Source organism: Areca yellow leaf disease phytoplasma, from assembly GCF_041920595.1.
Map to the genome: position 1 here is coordinate 326,420 of NZ_CP169277.1, position 669 is coordinate 327,088.

The window sequence follows — 669 nt, forward strand, 5'->3', positions numbered from 1 at the left end:
ATGGTTTAAAATGAACAATATTTGGTTATATTTAAATCCAATTATAGGATTTTTATTAGGCGGGGTTTTAGGAGCTTTTTTAATGTTTCATTGGTTTAAAAAAACATTTACAACAAAAATCCTCCCATCAGTAGAAAAACAAATCAAAAAATGTTTCGCCAAATGGGTCGTACCCCTTCTGAAAAACAAATTCGTCAAATTGAAAAGCATGAAACAAGGCAAATAAAATAATGTTTGAAAGTATCTTTTTAAGTTATTTTTTATTGTTTTTATTTGTCTTTTAGTTATTTTTATAATGAATTATTTTTTATCGCAAAAAATGTTAAAAACAAAATTATAAATTATTTATTGTCTTGTAGCAATTTAGAACAAAAATAATTTATAATTTTTGTTTTTTAGCTGACTGCGATAAAAAATAATTCATTATAAAATAACTAAAAAGACAAATAAAAACAATAAAAATAAATTTAAAAGATACTTTGTTGCCTTGTTTCATGCTTTTCATAATTTGACGAATTTGTTTTCAGAAAATTTATTACTGGCGAAAACATTGATTTCACTGATGGGAAGATTTTTGTTGTAAATATTTTATAATATTTTGTCTCCTAAAGCCGCCTAATAAAAAAATCTATAATTAGTTTAAATTTCATTTTCAACTAACTGTACGCG

The 669-nt window shown here is 23.2% G+C and carries 1 protein-coding gene; it reads left to right on the forward strand.

Translation table 11 applies throughout. The features are described from left to right. The first annotated feature begins 150 nt into the window (after positions 1-150). On the forward strand, positions 151-231 hold the full coding sequence (locus tag ACEW7V_RS01915) for a YneF family protein (protein ID WP_374695758.1): 81 nt from the start codon (positions 151-153) through the stop codon (positions 229-231). Positions 232-669: the final 438 nt, after the last annotated feature.